This is a genomic window from Streptomyces sp. NPDC045026, from assembly GCF_056432625.1.
Genome location: NZ_JBWKIS010000019.1, coordinates 39,291 through 55,103, shown reverse-complemented (window position 1 = coordinate 55,103; position 15,813 = coordinate 39,291). Strand labels below are relative to the sequence as shown.

The following is a 15,813-nucleotide window of genomic DNA, read 5'->3' as shown; positions in this document are numbered from 1 at the left end:
GTCAGGGTGTCGCGCATTATCGCCCCTATGCCGCGAATCGGCACCGGTACAGCTTACGTTGTACAACCGGCCCTGCCCCGACGGGGTTTCCTGCAGATCACAACAACACACCGATTGGCCCCAAGATTCCCTGCACGCAAGGAAGTTGACCTTCACTTGACCTCTGCGGGAATCCTCGGCGGGACCCCCGACCGGAATCAGTTGCCACCTACATGCATATCAAGGCCCCGCCGACGAGATCCCGGCGGGGCCTTGAGACGCGAAATCGGGTGCAGAGGGTTGCCCGGTGGCCGCCCGGACTACTTGCCCGTGAACTTCTCGTACTCCTTGAGTACCTCAGCTGTCGGTCCGTCCATACGCAGCTCGCCACGCTCCAGCCAGAGCACGCGGTCGCAGGTGTCGCGGATCGACTTGTTGTTGTGACTGACGAGGAAGACCGTGCCGGCCTCCTTGCGCAGCTCGCGGATGCGGGCCTCGGAGCGCTTCTGGAACTTGCGGTCACCCGTGGCCAGGGCCTCGTCGATCATCAGGACGTCGTGGTCCTTGGCCGCCGCGATGGAGAAGCGCAGCCGCGCCGCCATACCGGAGGAGTAGGTGCGCATCGGGAGCGTGATGAAGTCGCCCTTCTCGTTGATGCCCGAGAAGTCGACGATCCCCTGGTAGCGCTCCCGGATCTGCTCGCGGGACATACCCATCGCGAGCCCGCCGAGTATGACGTTCCGCTCGCCCGTCAGGTCGTTCATGAGCGCCGCGTTCACGCCGAGGAGCGAGGGCTGGCCGTCGGTGAAGACCTTGCCCTTCTCCGCCGGCAGGAGCCCGGCGATGGCGCGCAGCAGGGTCGACTTGCCGGACCCGTTCGAGCCGATCAGGCCGATGGCCTCGCCGCGGTACGCGGTGAAGGTGACGCCCTTGACGGCGTGCACCTTGCGGACGCCGCGCTCCTCGCCGCGCTTGACGATGCGGCTCAGCGCGGAGGTCGCGCTGCCCTTGCCCGTCTTGGCGCCGTTGACGCGGTACACGATGTGCAGCCCGTCCGCGATGACGGTCGGGATGTGCCCCTTGCCCGCGTTCTTGCCCAGGATGTCTTCGTCAGCCACGGCCGTACCGCTCCTCTGCCTTCCAGAAGTAGACGAAGCCGCCGACGGCGACCAGCACGGACCAGCCTGCCGCGACCGCCCATACGTGCGGCGGCAGGTTCGAGGAGCCGTATCCGTCGATGAGCGCGAAGCGCATCAGGTCCATGTAGATGGCGGCCGGGTTCCACTGCAGGAGGTCGGCGACCCACGCGGGCTTGTCGGCCAGCATGATCGGGATGGAGAACATCACGCCGGACGCGTACATCCACGTACGCATCACGAACGGCATCAGCTGCGCCAGGTCCGGGGTCTTCGAGCCCAGCCTCGCCATGATCAGCGCGAGTCCGGTGTTGAAGAGGAACTGGAGCGCGAGCACCGGGACGATCAGCAGCCAGGACAGACCCGGGTAGCTGCCGAAGCCGACCGCGACGATGAACAGGACGATCATCGAGAACAGCAGCTGCTGGAGCTGCTGGAGCGCGAACGAGATCGGCAGCGAGGCCCGTGGGAAGTGCAGGGCGCGCACCAGGCCCAGATTGCCCGAGATCGCCCGTACGCCCGCCATCACCGAGCTCTGTGTGAAGGTGAAGACGAAGACGCCCGTGACCAGGAACGGGATGTACACGTCCATCGACATGCCCCGGCTGGCGTGCAGGATGAGGCCGAAGATGAGGTAGTACACGGCCGCGTTCAGGAGAGGCGTCGCCACCTGCCAGAGCTGGCCGAGCTTGGCCTGGCTGTACTGGGCGGTGAGCTTCGCCTGCGAGAAGGCGAGGATGAAGTGACGCCGCCCCCACAGCTGGCCGACGTACTCGAACAAGCTCGGCCTGGCGCCACTGACGGTCAGGCCGTACTTGGCGGCCAGGTCGGCCGGGGAGAGCCCCTCATCGGGCGACGGTCGCGCGGTCACCGCGACACCGCCGTCATGCGTTGTCTCACTCACTAGTGGAAACTTTCGTCTTCAAAGTGCGCAGCCGGTCGGGCATAGGCAGGAGCCAGGGACCGGGGTACGGGCCGAATGCTCTCAGACACGAGCTTGTCAGATGATGGGAGGTCGGCCCAGTCGGGTCAGGCGCCACACCGTACGCCACTTCATGGGACGTCTGGGGCCGCACGGGCTCGTCCAGCCTTCCTTGAACCCGCCGAACCAGGCCTTCAGCGCAGGTCGGGAGGGGCGGCGGGCGAGCGTGAGGAGCAGCCAGACGCCGAGGTAGACGGGGACGATGAGCGCGGGCAGATTGCGGCGGGCGAGCCAGACCCGGTTCCTGGCGACCATGCGGTGGTAGACCGCATGCCGGGAGGGAGCCGTGGTCGGGTGGTTCAGCACCATGTCCGAGCGGTAGTCGATCATCCAGCCCGCGTCGAGGGCACGCCAGGCGAGGTCGGTCTCCTCGTGGGCGTAGAAGAACTCGTCGGGCAGGCCGCCGACCTCCGCGAGGACGCGGGTGCGCACCGCGTTGGCGCCGCCGAGGAACGTGGTGACGCGCGAGGAGCGCATCGGGTCGGCGGCGCGCAGGCGCGGGACGTGGCGGCGCTGGGTGACGCCGGTTTCCGGGTCGGCGATCCGGAAGCTGATGATGCCCAGCTTCTGGTCCGCCTCGAAGGCCTCGCGGCACAGCTGGGCGGTGTCGGTGTGCGGCAGGAGTCCGTCGTCGTCGAGGAAGAGCAGCACGTCCACGTCGGAGCCCGAGGGCCCGAAGGCCTCGATGCCGACGTTGCGGCCGCCCGGGATGCCGAGGTTCTCGGGCAGTTCGACGGTGCGGACACCGGCGGGGACGTCCGGGACGGGGGAGCCGTTGCCGACCACGACCACCTCGACCCGGTCGCCGTCCTGCTTGGCGACGGAGTCGAGGAGGGCGCGCAGCTCCTCGGGGCGGTTGCCCATGGTGATGATGACCGCGCCGAGCTTCATCCGCGTACTCACTTCAGCCTGCTCGAAGCCAGGATGGACACCAGGTGCAGCAGGGTCTGGAGCAGCGCGATGCCGGCCAGAACCGCCACGCCCAGGCGCGTGAAGAACAGGTCGCCCCGGATCTGGTCGACGATCGCGAGGACCAGGATCAGCAGCGACGCCTCGATCCCGAGGATGAGGCGGTGGAACTTCAGCGCCGACGCCGCCTTGCGGGCGAGCGCCATGCCGGAGGCCTTGATCTCGGAGGCGGACTCCTTGACCTGCTCCCGGCCGTTCTGTGCGCGGGCCACGCCGACCAGGTCCGTCTCCGCCTTGATCAGGATGGCGCCGAGCGCGGCGAGCGTGCCGAGGAAGGCCCACAGCCAGTCGATCCGGCCGCTGCCCCACAGGTCGGCGGCGCGCAGACCGAAGCCTACGAGGACCGCGGCGTCGGTCAGGTACGCGCCGACGCGGTCCATCCAGACGCCGGCCAGCGAATACTGCTTGCGCCACCGGGCGATCTCGCCGTCGACGCAGTCGAGCAGCAGGTACAGCTGGACCGCGACGACGCCGAGGACGGCTCCCCAGACGCCCGGGACCAGCAGCGCGGGGGCCGCGAGGACACCGCAGACGGTCATCAGGTAGGTCAGCTGGTTGGGGGTGACCTTGGTGTTCACGAGGTGGCGGTCGATGCGCAGCGAGATCTCGCGCATGTAGAGCCGGCCGCCCCAGTGCTCGCCGCTGCGCCGGTCCTTCACACCCGGGGGGTGGACGACCGGGCGCAGCTCAGCTACCGATGGCTTTTGCATAGTCGGCGTAGGCGTCCCTGATCTGGTCGGTGGACAGATTGAGGTGCTCGAGGATCGTGTACCGGCCCGGACGGGTCTGCGGCGCGAACTCCACGACCTGGACGAACTCGTCCACGGTGAAGCCGATCTCCTCGGGGGTCACGGGCAGGCCGTGCCTGCGCAGGACCTCGACCATGTACAGCGACTCCTCGCGCGCTCCCCGCAGGAACATCGCGAAGGCCGCGCCCAGGCCGCACTGCTCGCCGTGGCTCGCGGCGCGCTTGGGGAAGAGGAGGTCGAAGGCGTGGTTGATCTCGTGGCAGGCGCCGGAGGCCGGGCGGGAGTCGCCCGACACCGACATCGCGATACCGGTGAGGACCAGCCCCTCGGCCAGGACCTGGAGGAACGCGTCGTCCCCCACGCCGCCGGGGTGGCGCAGCACGGCCTCGCCGGCCTGGCGCGCCATGGCGGCGGCCAGGCCGTCGATGTCCTCGCCGCGCTCGCGGGCGGCGAGCTCCCAGTCCGCGATCGCGGAGATGTTGGACAGGGCGTCACCGATGCCGGAGCGTACGAAGCGGACCGGGGCCTCACGGATGATGTCGAGGTCGATGACGACGGCGATCGGGTTCGGCACCCCGTACGAGCCGCGGCCCGCGTCGTTGTCGAGCGTCGCGACCGGCGAGCACAGGCCGTCGTGCGACAGGTTCGTCGCGACGGCGACCAGCGGCAGGCCGACGCGCGCCGCGGCGAACTTGGCGCAGTCGATGATCTTGCCGCCGCCGAGGCCCACGACCGCGTCGTAGCGGCCCTTCTTTATGGCATCGGCGAGCTTGATCGCGTCGTCCAGCGTCCCGCCGCCGACCTCGAACCACTCCGCACGGGGCAGCTGCGGCTCGAGGCGCTTGCGCAGGACGGCGCCCGAGCCACCGCTGATCGCGATGGCCAGGCGTCCGGTGGACGACGAGATCCGCTGGTCGGCAAGGACGGTCGCCAGGTCGTCGATCGCCCCCGCCCGGATGTCGACGACAACCGGCGAGGGGATGAGCCTCGTCAGTACTGGCACGCGATCTCACGTCCCTTGGCGAGGTCGTCGTGGTTGTCGATCTCGACCCACTTCACCTCGCCGATCGGGGCGACGTCGATCCTGAAGCCGCGGTTCACGAGCTCCTGGTAGCCGTGCTCGTAGAACTGCTGCGGGTCCGTCTCGAAGACGGTCTTGAGCGCGTCGGCGAGCTCGTCGGCCGCCTCACCCTCGATGAGCGTGACGCCGATGTACTCACCGGTCGCCTCGGCCGGGTCCATCAGCTTGGTGATCTTCGTCATCCCGCCCTCGGGGCCGACGACGACCTTCATCTCCTCGTCGGCGAGGGACTTCACCGTGTCGAGGGCGAGGATGATCTTCTTGCCGTCGCCGCGGGCGGCGAGCAGCGTCTTCTCGACGGAGACCGGGTGCACGGTGTCGCCGTTGGCGAGGATCACCGAGTGCTTGATCGCGTCACGGCCGCACCACAGGGAGTAGGCGTTGTTCCACTCCTCGGCCTTGTCGTTGTCGATCAGGGTGATCTTGACGCCGTACTTCTGCTCGAGCGCCTCGCGACGCTCGTAGACGGCTTCCTTGCGGTAACCGACGATGATCGCGACCTCGGTCAGACCGATCTCGGCGAAGTTGCCGAGAGTCAGGTCCAGGACCGTGAGGCTCTCCTCGTCACCCTCGGGGCCGACCGGCACCAGGGCCTTGGGCAGGGTGTCGGTGTAGGGACGCAGACGCCGTCCGGCGCCGGCAGCCAGCACGAGGCCGATCATGCGGGTTCTCCTTCATCGTGTACGGCGGGTGCTCCTGCGGAGACCCAGAAGCGGATGCTCTCGACGAGCACCACCAGTGCCACGGCCACGGCGCAAACCGTGAGCGCGACAGTGAAATCTGTGTTGGTGAGCAGTGCGGCGATCACGGTGACCACCAGCGTCCTGCCCTCGTGCCCGCCGATCGCCCGGACCAGCCAGTGCGGGGGCGCGCCGGTGCCACCGCGGATGCGGTACACCGTGTCGTAGTGATGGTAGGCGACCGCGGCCACCAGTCCGAAAGCCGCCGGCAACGCTCCGTTTACGTCCGCTTTCGCTGCGATCAGCAGGATCGTGCCGTATTCGGCGGCGCGGAAGACGGGCGGGACCAGCCAGTCGAGGGGGCCCTTGAGAGGGCGCGAGACGGCCGCGGCGGAGGTCAGCGCGTAGACGGCGGCGCCGAGGACGGGCCACCAGCTGCCGTAGTCCGACATCGCTGTGGCGAGTACGAGGACCAGGGCGCCGAGCGCGGCGACGGCGGGGGCCGTGTGACGAGGCACACCGCGCACCGCGCGCTGGAGCAGTTCGCTGAGCGGCCCGCTGTCGGAGAGCTCCGCGAGGGCCTGCGCTGCCCGGTCCGTCCGGGTGGCCCGGCGAGTCAGCGAGCGCAGGACGCGGCCGGCCGTGGTGTACGCCGCCGCGAGGGCGCAGCCGATCAGCAGCACGATGAACGTGACGCGCGGCGTCGTCAGCGCGGTGAGCACCGCGATCAGGGCCCAGCGTTCGCCGATCGGCAGCACTATCATCCGGCGCACCCAGACCGTCCACCCGACGCTGTCGAGCTTGTCCGAGAGGGCCGCGGTGGGGCTGGTGTTCGCCGTCGCGTCGTGGTTCGCCTCGTTGAAGGAGAAGTCCACGACATGGCGGCAGGTCTGCAGGACCATCGCACCGAGTGCGAGCGCCCACACGTCGTCACCGCCGCGGGCCGCACCGAGCGCGAGGCCCGCGTAATAGGCGTACTCCTTGGCCCGGTCGAAGGTCGCGTCGAGCCAGGCGCCGAGCGTCGAATACTGCAGGGAGTAGCGGGCGAGCTGCCCGTCCGTGCAGTCGAGGACGAAGGAGAAGAGGAGCAGGACGCCCGCGGCGACGAAGCCGATGCGGGTGCCGGTGGCCGCGCAGCCCGCCGCGATCAGCGCGGTGACCAGTGAGGCGGTCGTCACCTGGTTAGGGGTGAGACCGCGCCGGGCGCACCAGCGGGCGATGTAGCGGGAGTACGGGCTGATGCAGTACGTCGTGAAGAAGCCGTCGCGCGCCTTGACCGCCGTGCGCAGCCGGACCGCCTCGTCGTCGACGGCGGCGACCGCCTGGCGCGCTTCGTTGCGAGCCTGCGGGTCGGCGGGCACAGCGGCGACGAGTTCACCGAGATCGGGCCGGTGCACGTCGGTGCCGTACGCCGCTGCCAGGCGCTCGGCGACGCGGTCGGCGAGCACGCCGGCCAGGGTGCCGGCCCGCGTGCCGACGTCCGCCGCGGACGGGCCTTCGGCGCTCTCGCGCAGGGCGGCGGTCAGCGCCTCGCGGGCCGCGGGCTGTACGGAAACGGCGCCGGGGACGGCCGAGGCGGCGAAGCGGGGGTCGGTGAGGCCGAGGCGCAGGGCGTGGGTGTGGCCCACGAAGCCCGCGTCGACGAGCGCGACCCGCTGTCCTGCCGGGACCGCGGCGAGCGCCGTCCCTGCCTGGGCGGCGTCCGGGGCGAGCCGCACGTCGAAGCCGAGTGACCGCAGCTCGCCCTCGAGCGACGACCCGGGTACCGGCTGACCGGTGACGATGGCGGTCGACAGACGAACTCACTCCTTGGATTACCTGCACGCCGAACCAGCGGGCACAGGCGTGGTGGGGGCGCCTCGGGCCGAGAGCGGCCGGGCGGCTCGTCGGCAGAGGCTATCGGATGATGAGAAGCCGACGTTCACCGCCCGTTTACGGCCCGATAAGAGCGGTCTGAGTGCGCGGGACCGCCCCGTCATCATTGTCGATCAAGGCCCCGACCCACAAACCGCGCTTCGCGCGAGGGCCCGGGGCGGCACCCACGGGCACGGCCTAGGGTGGTCGACCATGACATGGCTGATCACAGGCGGAGCGGGCTATATCGGGGCACATGTGGCGCGGGCGATGGCCGGCGCCGGGGAGGACGTGGTCGTCCTCGACGACCTCTCGACCGGGGTGCCCGACCGGCTTCCGTCCGGCATCGAGCTGGTCAGGGGCTCGGCCCTGGACCCCGAGCTGGTGAAGCGGGTGTGCGCGGAGCACGCGGTGACCGGTGTGGTGCATCTCGCGGCCCGCAAGCAGGTCGGCGAGTCGGTGGAGCGGCCCGAGCCCTACTATCGCGACAACGTGGGCGGCTTGGCAGTGCTGCTGGAAACGGTCGCCGCGGCCGGTGTGCGGCGCTTCGTCTTCTCCTCGTCCGCGGCCGTGTACGGCAACCCGGATGTGGACCTCATCACGGAGTCCACCCCCTGCGCGCCGATGAGCCCTTACGGCGAGACGAAGCTGGCGGGCGAGTGGCTGGTGCGGGCCGCGGGCCGGGCGCACGGCATGGCGACCGTGTGCCTGCGCTACTTCAACGTGGCGGGCGCCGCCGCCCCCGAACTCGCGGACACCGGCGTCTTCAACGTGATCCCGATGGTCTTCGACCGACTGAGCCGCGGCGAGGCCCCCCGGATCTTCGGCGACGACTACCCGACGCCGGACGGCACCTGCGTACGTGACTATCTGCACGTCGCCGATCTCGCCGAGGCCCATCTCGCGGCCGCGCGCCGGCTCACCGAGCCGGGCGCGACGGGCGATCTGACGGTGAACATCGGCTCCGGTGAGGGCGTCTCCGTACGCGAACTGGTCGACGTGATCTCCGAGGTCAGCGGCGACGCGCGCGCGGCGGTGGTCGAACCCCGCCGCGCCGGCGACTCCCCACGTGCGGTGGCCTCCGCGGATCTCGCGGCGAAGGAACTCGGCTGGGCGACGAGTCGCGGGGTGCGCGAGATGGTCGAGTCGGCGTGGGCGGGCTGGCTCCTTCGGCACCCCGAGACCGCCGCCAACTGATCCTCGCGACGCCCTGACCTGCATCCATTTCCGCAGGTCAGGGCACATGACAACGGTGTTCAGTGCAGTGTTTGCAGATACCCCCTACCCGTAGTTCACTGTGATCGCGGGGGCGGCCGGCGGGGCGCGCCCACGAACGGACGGAGGGCGGTTTCCATGGGGGCCGGACACGATCACGGGCACAGCCACGCGCCCACGGGCACGGCCTCGGCCGCCCATCTGGGCCGGCTGCGCATCGCGCTCGGCATCACGCTGACCGTGATGGTGGTCGAGATCGTGGGCGGAGTCCTCGCGGACTCGCTCGCCCTGGTCGCGGACGCCGCCCACATGGCGACCGACGCGCTCGGTCTCGGCATGGCACTCCTGGCCATCCATTTCGCCAACCGCCCCGCGAGCGAACAGCGCACCTTCGGCTTCGCCCGCGCCGAGATCCTTGCCGCGCTCGCCAACTGCCTGCTGCTGCTCGGCGTCGGCGGCTATGTGCTGGTCGAGGCGATCCAGCGGTTCATGGAACCCGCGAAGACCGAGGGTGGGCTGACGATCGTCTTCGGCTTGATCGGTCTCGTCGCGAACATGATCTCGCTGTCGATCCTGGTGCGCGGCCAGAAGGAGAGCCTCAATGTGCGCGGCGCCTTCCTCGAGGTGGCCGCCGACGCGCTGGGCTCGGTCGCGGTGATCATCTCGGCGACGATCATCCTGGCCACCGGCTGGCAGGCCGCCGACCCGATCGCGTCGATCGCGATCGGCATCATGATCGTCCCGCGGACCGTGAAGCTGCTGCGGGAGACGCTGAACGTACTCCTCGAAGCGGCACCGAAGGGCGTCGACATGGCGGAGGTGCGGGCCCACATCACGGGGCTCCCCGGCGTCCTGGACATCCACGACCTGCACGCATGGACGATCACGTCGGGCATGCCCGTCCTGTCCGCTCACGTCGTCGTGAGTTCGGAGGCCCTCAACGCCATCGGCCACGAGAAGATGCTGCACGAGCTCCAGGGCTGCCTGGGCGTCCATTTCGACGTCGAGCACTGCACGTTCCAGCTGGAGCCGGTCGGTCACGCCGAGCACGAGGCGAAGCTCTGCCACTGACCGCCCGTCCTCTCAAGGCAGGCGCACACGCTGCGTGCTACGTTGGCCACGGATCTTTGAGGAGGTGGGTTGATGACTGTCGTCGCGGTGAGCGCTGCCCCGCGCAGCGACAGGTGCATCCCCATCATCCGGGCCCACGCCTGACCCTTCCCGCTCGCCCAGCAGGAGTGCGCGTCGGCAGGGCCCTCTCACCCAAGGGTTCAAACCGTTGAACGACAACGTCGTACGTGACGCCTTCTTCGCCCTGCACCACGGACTTCCCCGGCAGGGCCCCGGCTCCGACTCCACCACCCTGCGGCTCCTCTCCTTCGTGGGGCCGCTGCCCGAGCACCCGCGCGTGCTCGACCTGGGCTGCGGCCCCGGCCGCTCCGCGCTGCTCCTGGCTGCCGAGACCGGCTGCGAGGTCACCGCGGTCGACCTCCACGAGCCGTTCCTCGACGAGCTGCGCGCCACCGCTCAGGCGCGCGGCCTCGCCGACCGGATCCACCCCATCAACGCCGACATGGGCGAACTCCCCTATCCGGATGGTTCGTTCGACCTGATCTGGGCCGAGAGCTCGGCGTACTCCATCGGCTTCGACACCGCGCTGCGGCGGTGGAAGCGGCTGCTCGCTCCGGGCGGCTCGCTCGTGCTCACCGAGTGCGAGTGGACCGCCGCCGACCCGTCCCCCGAGGCGCGCGCCTTCTGGGAACCGCACTACGCGCTGCGGACGACCGAGGAGAACGTCCGGGCCTGCACCGGCGCCGGGTACTCCGTGCTCGGCGTCCACCGGCAGCCCGAGTCCGACTGGGACGCGTACTACGGCCCGCTCGCGCAGCGCGCCGATGCCGCGGACCCGCAGGTACCCGGCATGACCGAGGCCCTCGCGGGCGCGCGCGCCGAGCTGGCGATGCGGCGCGACCACGGCGAGGACTACGGCTACACCGGCTACGCGCTGCGCCCCGCGGCGTCCTGGCCCACACGGCCGGAGTCGGCCGCCGACGTCACGGCCGTGCACGCCGTGAACGCCGCGGCCTTCCCGACCGAGGCGGAGGCCGATCTGGTGGACGCCCTGCGGGCGGACACCGGCGCGTGGCTGCCGGGTCTGTCGTACGTCGCCGAGGCGCCGGACGGCACCGTGGCGGCGCACGCCCTGATCACCCGGTGCCTGGTCGACGGCGCTCCCGCGGCGGCCCTGGCACCCGTCGCGGTACTTCCGCGACACCAGCGCACGGGCGCCGGCTCGGCCGTCGTCCGCGCGGTGCTCGACGCGGCACGCGCGCGTGGGGAGCGGCTCGCCCTCGTGCTCGGACAGCCGGAGTTCTACCAGAGGTTCGGCTTCATGCCCGCTGTCGGGTACGGCATCCGACCCGGGTTCGAGGTGCCGGACGAGGCGATGGCGGCGCTCGTCCTGGGCGCGGCGGACGGTTCCTGGCAGGTGCCGCAGGGCACGATCACCTACCCGGCCGCTTTCGGCGTCTGACCCTGTGCATGTCCCGCCCGGCCCTCCGGGCGGGACATGCGGGCGCTGCCAAGTGCCGGGACTGTCTGCCCGGTACGGCAGACTTGGGGCTCGAGGACCGAAGCGAAGGATGGGTATGCCGACCACACCTGCCACCGCGGCGAACAGTTCGTCGAACGGCACCGGAGAAGCGATCTTGCTGGAACTCGTGGACGAGGACGGCAGGACGATCGGCACGGCGGAGAAGCTCTCCGCGCATCAGGCGCCCGGAAAGCTGCACAGAGCGTTCTCCGTGTTCCTCTTCGACGAACAGGGCCGGCTGCTGCTCCAGCAGCGCGCGCTCGGCAAGTACCACTCCCCCGGCGTGTGGTCGAACACGTGCTGCGGGCACCCGTATCCGGGCGAGGCGCCGTTCGCGGCGGCCGCCCGCAGGACGTTCGAGGAGCTGGGGGTCTCGCCCTCACTGCTCGCGGAGGCGGGGACGGTGCGCTACAACCACCCGGACCCGGACTCGGGCCTCGTGGAGCAGGAGTTCAACCACCTGTTCGTGGGGATGGTCCAGGCGCCGCTGCGGCCGGACCCCTCCGAGGTGGGCGAGACCGTGTACGTGACGGCCGAGGAGCTGGCCGTGCGGCACGCCCAGGGGCCGTTCTCGGCGTGGTTCATGACCGTGCTCGACGCGGCGCGGCCGGCGATCCGGGAGCTGACGGGGCCGTCCGCCGGCTGGTGAGAGGGCCGCTCAGGCGCCGACGGGCTTGAGGGGCAGGGCGGCCCAGATCACCTTGCCCCCGCTCGCCGTGTGCTCGACGTCGCACACCCCGCCCGCCTCGCGGGTGACCTCGCGCACGAGGAGGAGGCCGCGCCCGCCCGTCTGCCCGTCGGTGGCCTCCAGGGCGGTCGGGCGGTAGGGGTGCTCGTCCTCCACGGAGACGCGCACCCACTCGGCGCCCACGGCGACCTCCACCGCGAGGACGGGTGAGAGCAGGACCGCGTGCCGCACGGCGTTGGTGACCAGCTCGGAGACGATGAGCAGCAGCCCCTGAACGAGGTCGTCGGAAGCGGGTACGCCCTGACGTACCAGCAGGTCACGGACGGCGTGCCGGGCCTGCGGCACGGACGCGTCGACGGCCTGTGCCGTGAAGCGCCAGACCCCCTCGTACGGCAGCGGACTTCCCGCCGGCTGGTCGGGGGGCACTCCCCCAGTGTCTTGAGGACTCGGGCGGGACCCCCACCCCTGGTCGCTCATCGTCCGGTCGCCGCCCTTGCGCTCGATTGTCACCACGCATCGAGTGTTGGGAATCCACTGGTCCGTACCGAATGACTGACCAGAAGTCAGCGAGTATCGACGTAATTTGACCGTTGGCGTATGACAGCGTCAGGTGTGCGACTGATCCTGCCGCTCTAGTTCCCTCTTCCATGGCTATTCAGGTTGTACGTGTTTGGACTCGTCATCGGCCGTCATGAGCCCCACGACGCGTCGCCCGCCGAGGCCGGTGGCGAGCAGGCCCAGGCCGTCGAAGAGGAGCGCGAGCGAGAAGAAGCAGCCGATCACGTAGCGGCTGCTGCTCGGCCAGTTCCCCAGCACGAGGACGCCGAGCAGGATGCCGAAGGCGCCCTGTACGAGCGTCCAGCCGAAGTGAGGTCCGCGCACCACGATCCCGCCGACCAGCCGGAAGACGCCGCCGGTGAGGAACAGCAGCGCCGCGAACATCGTGAGCGCCTCGGCCGAGCCGTGCGGGTGGCGGATCACCACGACGCCCGCGGCGAGATTGAGCGCGGCGACGACGACACCCAGCCAGAAGAAGTTGGTGCCTCTCGACTGGACCGCGTGCAGGAGGCCGATGATCCCGCCGATGAGCAGCAGCCAGCCGAAGAGGAGCATGGACGTCAGCGTGGCCACGCCGGTGTAGACGAGGCCCACGAGTCCCGCGATCACGAGGACGCCGCCGAGTCCCGCGATCCAGCCGAATCCGCGTCGCAGCTTCTTCGGATTGGCCGCCGGGTCGGGCTCCTCGTGGTGGGAGCGTTCGTCTTTGTGGTGGGACCGTGCCATGACGCCTCCTCGCCGGTCACCCCTTCTTGATCGTACGTTCGAGGCCTGCGGATAGCATCCGGCGCATGTCGCACACATTGCCGCAGCTCACGCACACGGTCACCGACGGCATCGCCACCGTCGTCATCGACCACCCCGCCAAACGGAACGCCATGACGGACGGCATGTGGCGCTCGCTCCCGCCGCTGCTCGCCCGGCTGGAGGCTGATCCGGCGGTGCGGGTGCTGGTGCTGACCGGGGCCGGCGGGACGTTCTGCGCGGGCGCGGACATCTCCACGCTCGGCGGCTCGGGGTCGCGGGCGCAGGAGCTCGCGGTCGCGGCCGAGGAGGCGCTCGCGGCCTTCGCCAAGCCCACGCTGGCCGCGGTGCGCGGGTACTGCGTGGGCGGCGGGTGTCAGCTGGCGGCGGCCTGCGACCTGCGGTTCGCGGCCGAGGACGCACTGTTCGGGATCACCCCGTCGAAGCTGGGGATCGTGTACCCGGCGGGCTCGACGCGCCGCCTCGCCTCCCTGGTCGGTCCCGCGACGGCCAAGTACCTGTTGTTCTCGGGCGAGTTGATCGATACGGAGCGTGCGCTGCGGACCGGGCTCGTGGACGAGGTGCACGCCGGGGACGAACTGGACAAGCGCATCGGCGAGTTCGCGCGGATTCTCGGTGCGCGCTCGCAGCTGACGCAGGCCGCGGCGAAGGAGTTCGCCGACGGGCGCGTGGAGCGAGCCGCGCACTGGGCCGAGCAGGCGCGCGGGAGCGGCGACACCGCGGAGGGCGTCGCCGCGTTCCTGGAGCGCAGGAAGCCGCGCTTCACCTGGACGACGTCAGAATGAGCCGGCACTCCTCCTCCTGGGCTACGGCAGGGTGAAGCGGCTCTCCGCGCGGGCCTTCTCGACGAGGTGCGCGGGCGCCTTCTCGGGCGAGCCCGCGTCGTAGGGCGGCTGCGGGTCGTACTCGGTGAACAGCTGCACGGTTTGCGCGTGCTCGTCGCCCGCGATCGTGCCGACGAGGGTCAGGCCCATGTCGATGCCGGAGGAGACCCCGGCGGCGGTGACGTACTTGCCGTCGACGACGACCCGTTCGCCCGTCGGCTCGGCGCCGAACTCCTTCAGGGCGTCGAGCGCCAGCCAGTGCGACGTCGCGCGCCGGCCGTCGAGCAGACCGGCCGCAGCGAGGAGCAGGGAACCCGTGCACACGGAGGTCGTCCAGGTGCTGGTGGCGTCGGCGGCGCGCAGCCAGTCGAGCAGCACCTCGTTCTCCATCTGCCGGGTCTGGCCCGGCCCTCCGGGGACGACGACGATGTCCGGGTCGGTCAGCTCCGACAGCGCCTTGTCGGCGGTGATGGCGAGCCGGCCGGTGTCGCTGCGCACGGGGCCGGTTCGCTCGGCGACGAAGGTCAGGTCCGCGTCGGGGATCCTCCCGAGCGTCTCGTAGGGGCCGACGGCGTCGAGCGCGGTGAAGCGGTCGAAGAGGACGATGGCGATCTTCATCGGGTGCCTTTCGGTCGGGTTGTCTCGGTTGTGCGCGGAGTCGTCCCGGATCCTGAGCGGACTTGGGGTGAATGGAAGCGGCGCCGGTACTCCGCTGGGGGCGCGCCGAACGCCTTGACGAACGCGCGGCGCATCGCCTCCGGCGTGCCGTAGCCGCAGGTGCGGGAGATGCCCTCGACGCCGTCGGTGGTGTCCTCCAGGAGGCGCCGCGCCTGTTCCAGGCGGACGCGGTCGACGTACCGGCCCGGGGTCATGCCGGTCTCCGCATGGAAGGCGCGGGCGAAGTGGCGCGGCGAGAGGCGGGCGCGGGAGGCGAGCGACTCGACCGACAGGTCGTCGTCCGGGTGCTCGGTGATCCAGTGCTGGACCTCGCGCAGCGGCTCGCGCCGCGCGGTCTGGGCGGAGAGCTGCGCGCTGAACTGGGCCTGGTTTCCCGGGCGACGCAGGAACACGACGAGATGCCGGGCGATGGACAGGGCGGTCTCGCGGCCGTGGTCCTCCTCGACGAGGGCGAGGGCGAGGTCGATGCCCGCGGTGACACCGGCCGAGGTCGCCACGTTCCCGTCGCGTACGTAGATGGGGTCGGGGTCGACCTCGACGGCGGGGTGGTCGCGGGCGAGCCGGTCGCAGTACGCCCAGTGGGTGGTCACCCGCCGGCCGTCGAGGAGGCCGGCCGCCGCCAGCAGGATGGCGCCCGTACAGACGGAGACCAGTCGTGGTGCGCGTGGGCCGTGCTCCCGCAGCCAGGCAGTCAGCCGCGGATCCGCCCGGCGCGAGCCGCGGCCGCCGGGGACGAGGAGCGTGTGCGGGGCGGGCGCGTCGGCAAGTGCGTGGTCGGGGACGAGCGTGAGCCCGCTGGACGTGCGGACGGGCCCGCCGTCGAGGGAGGCGGTGCGGATGCGGTACGTGTCCCCGCGTAGCGAGCCCTGGCAGAACGCGGCGCCGGCGAAGACCTCGGCCGGGCCGGTCACGTCCAGGCTCTGGACGTCGTCGAACAGCAGGATGAGCACGGTGCGGGCGGCCATACGGCCAGTCTTCGGGCACGACGGGACGGCTGCAATGACGAGTACCCCACCTTTCCTGCCCTCGCGCGCCTGACGACGTGGCGGGAGCGGTGCGGTG

General features: G+C 70.7%; 16 protein-coding genes. 5 read left to right on the top strand and 11 right to left on the bottom strand.

Annotated elements, in window-relative coordinates; translation table 11 throughout:
- Positions 1–299 precede the first annotated feature (299 nt).
- From AC07EJ_RS31360 to AC07EJ_RS31330, 7 genes are all read right to left on the bottom strand, one after another.
- On the bottom strand, positions 300–1,097 hold the full coding sequence (locus AC07EJ_RS31360) for an ABC transporter ATP-binding protein (RefSeq protein ID WP_389481420.1): 798 nt from the start codon (positions 1,095–1,097) through the stop codon (positions 300–302).
- The gene (locus AC07EJ_RS31355) at positions 1,090–2,019 is read right to left on the bottom strand and encodes an ABC transporter permease (RefSeq protein ID WP_389481423.1); all 930 of its coding nucleotides are present in this window, start codon (positions 2,017–2,019) and stop codon (positions 1,090–1,092) included. Before AC07EJ_RS31355 ends, AC07EJ_RS31360 begins: the two co-directional genes overlap by 8 nt.
- 96 nt (positions 2,020–2,115) lie before the next feature.
- Positions 2,116–2,988: a glycosyltransferase family 2 protein gene (locus tag AC07EJ_RS31350; protein ID WP_393583462.1), complete on the bottom strand. Its 873-nt coding sequence runs from the start codon at positions 2,986–2,988 to the stop codon at positions 2,116–2,118.
- Between the two features lie 8 nt (positions 2,989–2,996).
- Positions 2,997–3,776 (bottom strand): CDP-alcohol phosphatidyltransferase family protein, encoded by a 780-nt coding sequence (locus AC07EJ_RS31345; RefSeq protein ID WP_389481426.1) that lies wholly within the window; start codon positions 3,774–3,776, stop codon positions 2,997–2,999.
- Entirely contained in the window at positions 3,754–4,818 is a 1,065-nt protein-coding gene (locus tag AC07EJ_RS31340; RefSeq protein WP_100591691.1) for an iron-containing alcohol dehydrogenase family protein, read from the bottom strand. Before AC07EJ_RS31340 ends, AC07EJ_RS31345 begins: the two co-directional genes overlap by 23 nt.
- Positions 4,806–5,558, bottom strand: coding sequence for a phosphocholine cytidylyltransferase family protein (locus AC07EJ_RS31335; RefSeq protein WP_100591690.1), 753 nt, complete (start codon positions 5,556–5,558; stop codon positions 4,806–4,808). Before AC07EJ_RS31335 ends, AC07EJ_RS31340 begins: the two co-directional genes overlap by 13 nt.
- Complete coding sequence (locus tag AC07EJ_RS31330; protein ID WP_389481535.1) at positions 5,555–7,372, bottom strand: DUF5941 domain-containing protein; 1,818 nt, start codon at positions 7,370–7,372, stop codon at positions 5,555–5,557. Before AC07EJ_RS31330 ends, AC07EJ_RS31335 begins: the two co-directional genes overlap by 4 nt.
- Before the next feature lie 271 nt (positions 7,373–7,643).
- Between AC07EJ_RS31330 and galE the strand changes: the two genes are divergently transcribed.
- The 4 genes from galE (at position 7,644) to idi (ending at position 11,887) form a co-directional block, all read left to right on the top strand.
- The gene (gene galE, locus AC07EJ_RS31325; RefSeq protein WP_389481430.1) at positions 7,644–8,627 is read left to right on the top strand and encodes a UDP-glucose 4-epimerase GalE; all 984 of its coding nucleotides are present in this window, start codon (positions 7,644–7,646) and stop codon (positions 8,625–8,627) included.
- 156 nt (positions 8,628–8,783) lie between these two features.
- The gene (locus tag AC07EJ_RS31320) at positions 8,784–9,716 is read left to right on the top strand and encodes a cation diffusion facilitator family transporter (protein ID WP_389481433.1); all 933 of its coding nucleotides are present in this window, start codon (positions 8,784–8,786) and stop codon (positions 9,714–9,716) included.
- Positions 9,717–9,924: 208 nt separating this feature from the next.
- A complete protein-coding gene (locus tag AC07EJ_RS31315) occupies positions 9,925–11,178 on the top strand; it encodes a GNAT family N-acetyltransferase (protein ID WP_389481437.1) in 1,254 nt (417 codons plus the stop codon).
- Positions 11,179–11,293: 115 nt separating this feature from the next.
- Entirely contained in the window at positions 11,294–11,887 is a 594-nt protein-coding gene (gene idi / locus AC07EJ_RS31310; RefSeq protein WP_389481439.1) for an isopentenyl-diphosphate Delta-isomerase, read from the top strand.
- A gap of 9 nt (positions 11,888–11,896) precedes the next feature.
- On the opposite strand, the gene AC07EJ_RS31305 is transcribed toward idi, so the two are convergent.
- Both AC07EJ_RS31305 and AC07EJ_RS31300 read right to left on the bottom strand, forming a co-directional pair.
- The gene (locus tag AC07EJ_RS31305; protein WP_389481537.1) at positions 11,897–12,403 is read right to left on the bottom strand and encodes an ATP-binding protein; all 507 of its coding nucleotides are present in this window, start codon (positions 12,401–12,403) and stop codon (positions 11,897–11,899) included.
- Positions 12,404–12,577: 174 nt separating this feature from the next.
- Positions 12,578–13,210, bottom strand: a complete 633-nt coding sequence (locus tag AC07EJ_RS31300) for an HdeD family acid-resistance protein (protein WP_389481442.1) — start codon at positions 13,208–13,210, stop codon at positions 12,578–12,580.
- A gap of 65 nt (positions 13,211–13,275) precedes the next feature.
- Between AC07EJ_RS31300 and AC07EJ_RS31295 the strand changes: the two genes are divergently transcribed.
- A complete protein-coding gene (locus AC07EJ_RS31295) occupies positions 13,276–14,034 on the top strand; it encodes an enoyl-CoA hydratase/isomerase family protein (protein ID WP_478885530.1) in 759 nt (252 codons plus the stop codon).
- 21 nt (positions 14,035–14,055) lie between these two features.
- Here AC07EJ_RS31295 and AC07EJ_RS31290 read toward each other — a convergent pair whose 3' ends face one another.
- Together AC07EJ_RS31290 and AC07EJ_RS31285 are read right to left on the bottom strand one after the other, a co-directional pair.
- Positions 14,056–14,691, bottom strand: a complete 636-nt coding sequence (locus AC07EJ_RS31290; protein WP_389481446.1) for a DJ-1/PfpI family protein — start codon at positions 14,689–14,691, stop codon at positions 14,056–14,058.
- Complete coding sequence (locus AC07EJ_RS31285; RefSeq protein ID WP_389481448.1) at positions 14,688–15,716, bottom strand: GlxA family transcriptional regulator; 1,029 nt, start codon at positions 15,714–15,716, stop codon at positions 14,688–14,690. The genes AC07EJ_RS31290 and AC07EJ_RS31285 overlap by 4 nt, the downstream gene beginning before the upstream one ends.
- Between the last annotated feature and the right edge of the window lie 97 nt (positions 15,717–15,813).

Coding starts and splice junctions, on each gene's coding strand:
- AC07EJ_RS31350 (WP_393583462.1), bottom strand. CDS start 2,988: ATGAAGCTCGGCGCGGTCATCATCACCATGGGCAACCGCCCCGAGGAG.
- AC07EJ_RS31345 (WP_389481426.1), bottom strand. CDS start 3,776: ATGCAAAAGCCATCGGTAGCTGAGCTGCGCCCGGTCGTCCACCCCCCG.
- AC07EJ_RS31335 (WP_100591690.1), bottom strand. CDS start 5,558: ATGATCGGCCTCGTGCTGGCTGCCGGCGCCGGACGGCGTCTGCGTCCC.
- galE (WP_389481430.1), top strand. CDS start 7,644: ATGACATGGCTGATCACAGGCGGAGCGGGCTATATCGGGGCACATGTG.
- AC07EJ_RS31320 (WP_389481433.1), top strand. CDS start 8,784: ATGGGGGCCGGACACGATCACGGGCACAGCCACGCGCCCACGGGCACG.
- idi (WP_389481439.1), top strand. CDS start 11,294: ATGCCGACCACACCTGCCACCGCGGCGAACAGTTCGTCGAACGGCACC.
- AC07EJ_RS31305 (WP_389481537.1), bottom strand. CDS start 12,403: ATGAGCGACCAGGGGTGGGGGTCCCGCCCGAGTCCTCAAGACACTGGG.
- AC07EJ_RS31300 (WP_389481442.1), bottom strand. CDS start 13,210: ATGGCACGGTCCCACCACAAAGACGAACGCTCCCACCACGAGGAGCCC.
- AC07EJ_RS31295 (WP_478885530.1), top strand. CDS start 13,276: ATGTCGCACACATTGCCGCAGCTCACGCACACGGTCACCGACGGCATC.
- AC07EJ_RS31290 (WP_389481446.1), bottom strand. CDS start 14,691: ATGAAGATCGCCATCGTCCTCTTCGACCGCTTCACCGCGCTCGACGCC.
- AC07EJ_RS31285 (WP_389481448.1), bottom strand. CDS start 15,716: ATGGCCGCCCGCACCGTGCTCATCCTGCTGTTCGACGACGTCCAGAGC.